Raw genomic sequence first — 3866 nt, forward strand, 5'->3', positions numbered from 1 at the left:
GCATCGCAACCTCCTCGATCAACAACAAGCCGTCCGCTGCCTGCCCCTACCCCTCCGCGAACATGCCCCGCACACGAAGAAGCCCCTGCTCATCGAACAGGGACTCCCTTTGCCACAACGCACTTAAACAGCCGGTTCAAGCGATTAGCGAGCTGGCTGGGCAGAGCCTCTCCCACCGGTCCTCCCCGTCTTCCTCCGACAACGGATTTGGATAGATGGCTGATTTTTGGGGCCACTCCGGCTGACAGCGATGCCAAGCCGGCGACGGCTTCAGTGACGACTGGTGTAGCTGCGCATATGAACTCGGCAGATCCTACTGCAGGTTGACATCCGGCATCATGGCAGTGGCCGACGAAGTCACCGCCCGAAGCGGGCACTCCTCCGACAACTCGCAGGCGTTGAGCCGCGATCTGACCAAGTCATCGGCAATATCCAAGCGCACCACAGGCTGACCATGCAGGATCGCGCGTGCTGGAGACACAACCCCTCTGGAAGCTCCGGACCTCCATGCCGGGCATCGGGGCAGGACTTGAGAGCGCACGATCAGCCACCCAAAGGATCATGCGGTCGCGCACTCGATCCAGTCTGAGAGTTGACTCTCACAAAAAGTAAGAGGACCATCTCACATCATGGATTCCGGCAACCGCTTCGGCGACATCGAGATCACGGATCCGCAAGCGATGAGAGCTCTGGCTCATCCGGTACGGTTGGCGATCCTCGACCGGCTGCGGCAATGCGGAGCCGCGACGGCGACACAGCTCTCACCCGACGTAGGAGCTACTCCGTCGGTGACCAGTTGGCATCTGCGACACCTCGCGGGCTTCGGACTGGTCCGTGACAGCGAACCCGGACAAGACCGCCGAGAACGACTGTGGGAGGCGGTAGCGCGCGGGTTCCGATTCGAGGTGCCGGAGGATCCGGACGACGCGGAGGGCAGGCGGGCCGCTCGTGTGCTGTCCGAGCAGATGTTCCTGAGCTACAGAGACCTGCCGAGCCGGTGGGCTGCCGAGGTCGAGCCCGACCTCGAGCCAGCATGGCGCCGTCTCGCAGGCCTGGGCAACACCCGCGTTGTTGTGTCCGCCGAGGAACTCAGCTCCATCGAGGATCGTATCGAAAGCATTCTGGCTCCGTACGTGAAGCGTGATACGTCAACGCGACCCCCCGACAGTCGCAGTGTTCGGCTGATGCAATACGTCCTGCCTGAGGCCGCCAAGGAGCAGACCGGCGGGAACCCGTGAATGTCGCGGAGGAGCCCCCTCCGATATCGCTGAGGCGTGATCGGCGGTTCATGCGCTTCTGGGCCAGTCAATCGATCTCACAGTTCGGCGACCGGATCTCCGAACTGGCGCTGCCGCTCATCGCCGTCGGAGCGTTGCACGCCTCAGCCAACCAGGTGTCCTGGCTAACCGCACTTATCTGGACCCCCAGTCTCCTCGCCATCGTCCTGGGCGCCTGGGTCGAGCACCGCACGCGTAAGCAGCGGCTGATGATCCTCGCCGATCTGGTGCGCGCCGCAGTGCTACTCACTTTGCCGATCGCCTACATGCTTGGGACCGTGACACTGGGCCAGTTGTATGCCGTGGCGTTAGTCACCGGGGCCGCAGGGGTGCTGTTCAACACCACGTATCCGCCCTTCTTCGCGCACCTCGTACCGCGCTCGTCCTATGTCGACGCGAACAGCAAACTCAGTGCCAGTCGGTCCGCATCTTACGTCGCTGGCCCCGCCATCGGCGGGGCTCTCATCCAGGCCCTCAGCGCACCCGTGGCCGTCGTCGTCGACGCCCTATCCTTTCTGGCGTCTGCGGTCCTAATGAAGCAGATCCCGTTCGCCGAACCGCCGACCGCAGTTGAGAGCGTCGCGGACCCCTCCCTTCTGCGACGAGCCAAGGAAGGGGCGGTGTTTGTGGTTCGCCACCCGGTGCTGCGGGCCAGCCTCGGCTGCGTGACAACCGTCAACTTCTTCACCTTCGTGTCGAGCAGCGGGCTGGTCGTGCTCTTTGCCAGCCGCGACCTCGGACTGTCCGCGGGAATCATAGGACTGGCGTTGGGCATTGGCGCGACAGGCGCCCTCCTCGGATCGGTGATCGCTCCGGCCCTCTCGCGTCGGCTGGGCGTGGGGCGCAGTATCGCCGTGGGTGCAGTGCTGTATCCGGCGCCGATCGCCATCGCCGCTGCGGCGGACGGCTCATTCTGGATTCGCGCAGGCGCGCTGGCCGCGGCCGAGTTCTTGTCCGGTATAGGCGTCATGCTCTTCGACATCAACCTGAACTCGCTGCAGGCGGCAGTGGTCCCCGACGGCATGCGCAGTCGGGTGGCCGGCGCCTACAGTACGGTCAACTACGGAGTACGCCCCCTCGGCGCTGTCGTTGGAGGAGCGCTCGCCACCCTCCTCGGCCTTCGGGCGACGCTGCTCATTGCCGCTGCGGGCGGAGCACTGTCATTGCTCTGGCTACTTCCCTCACCGATACCACGCATTCGTACCCTGACCCCGAACGATTCGACAGGTCCCGGCATCGGCGACCGACCGTCAAAATCTACGCCCGAACAGATGTCATAATCCCGGTTCTCTCGTATTGCGGGCACGGCCGCAGTCACCCGGCCCGGCAGAACCACAAGGCAATGTGTCTGCCCCGGCTCGTCCCGTCTCGTGACGGGGTATCTGACCTGCATCTTTTAGGGCACAGCTGAAAGGAACTTGGCTGCGAGGTCCCATGCAGACCAGCGTCAGGGAGTGGCGATGCGCCCAACTGAGCGTCCACCTGCGCCAGCAGCCAGAGCTCCGGCAGGGAGGTCCCGCGCCTGCAGGGCCCCTCAGGGGTTTGGCCAACCTACCTGCCTGGAACTCGCAAAAGGATCTTGGTGAGGGTTGCTGGTCGGGCGTGAACTGGTAGGTCGATTCGGCCGTTCGTGAGGGTGTGAGTAACAGGCCGTGCATCGTGGACGATGAGTTGTGGGCGGTGATCGAGCTGATCCTTCCGCCTTGGCCGGAGCGGTCTCCAGGCCCGCGGCCGGAGGAAGACCGGCGATGTCTGCAGGGCATCTTGTTCCTCCTCGACAGCATCCCGCCTGTCGCTGGTCGGCCTGGCCGTCTCCGCAAGCGGCCCGATGCCCTGCTCGGCGACAAGGCCTACGCCTGCAATGCCAACCGCCGCGAGCCGCGAAAACGCGACTCAAGAACCGCACCCCGTGATCGTGTTACGAGGATCTGAAGGGGAGCTTCATGGAAATTTGCGCGGCAGCCGCACTGGAAAATGCAGCGGCGATCTTGTTCGCCCACGCCGCCATGTACGTCACGACCAGAGAGGACTCATGGGCACGGTAATGGATCACGAGATCGAGTTGGTTCATGCGAGAGGCTCCAGATCCGTATTCTTCGGGCCAGGCAGCCTGACCCGAAGCCGGGCATTGCAAACAAATTGGTCAATAGTTCCTGGATGCCGATCGAATCTAGCCATTCTCAGGGGTCATGGATGGCGCTCCACCTTGCCGCCCCCAGACAGCAGCTCGGACGACGGCGCGACGGCAGCCGATGAAAGCACAAATTACCATTACCGATCAGCCCTGTTGGGCAGCTCGGGCGTAGCGGCTTGGGGCCCTTTATACCGGGAAGTAGTACGTTTTCGCGCCCATAAGGCAGCGGAGGAGTCATTCCATTTCGCGGATCCGGTCGAGGGGGTTTGAAGCGAACCGCAGCCCCTTGAGTGAGAGCCCAACCGCCCGTGTTGCGGCCCGGGTTACGGGGTCTTCGAATTTATCCGGGCAACGCCTGTCGTCGGCTGCGTCGAGTGGTTGCGCAGCGTGAGCGGAGGCGTTGGTTCTCTCGGTTGCGGAAGCCGAAGGCGTTGCGGGCTTCGAGCTTGATGAGG

The 3866-nt window shown here is 63.6% G+C and carries 3 protein-coding genes; 2 read left to right on the forward strand and 1 reads right to left on the reverse strand.

Annotation, left to right across the window (positions count from 1 at the left end):
- The first annotated feature begins 629 nt into the window (after window positions 1-629).
- Together QMK24_RS40795 and QMK24_RS40800 are read left to right on the forward strand one after the other, a co-directional pair.
- On the forward strand, window positions 630-1238 hold the full coding sequence (locus tag QMK24_RS40795; RefSeq protein ID WP_283471972.1) for an ArsR/SmtB family transcription factor: 609 nt from the start codon (window positions 630-632) through the stop codon (window positions 1236-1238).
- 50 nt (window positions 1239-1288) lie between these two features.
- The gene (locus QMK24_RS40800; protein ID WP_283471973.1) at window positions 1289-2557 is read left to right on the forward strand and encodes an MFS transporter; all 1269 of its coding nucleotides are present in this window, start codon (window positions 1289-1291) and stop codon (window positions 2555-2557) included.
- A 638-nt stretch (window positions 2558-3195) separates the two neighbouring features.
- Here the strand turns inward: QMK24_RS40800 and QMK24_RS40810 are convergent.
- Window positions 3196-3348, reverse strand: coding sequence for a hypothetical protein (locus QMK24_RS40810; protein ID WP_283471974.1), 153 nt, complete (start codon window positions 3346-3348; stop codon window positions 3196-3198).
- Window positions 3349-3866 lie beyond the last annotated feature (518 nt).

Source organism: Streptomyces sp. PH10-H1, assembly GCF_030063355.1.
GTDB lineage: Bacteria > Actinomycetota > Actinomycetes > Streptomycetales > Streptomycetaceae > Actinacidiphila.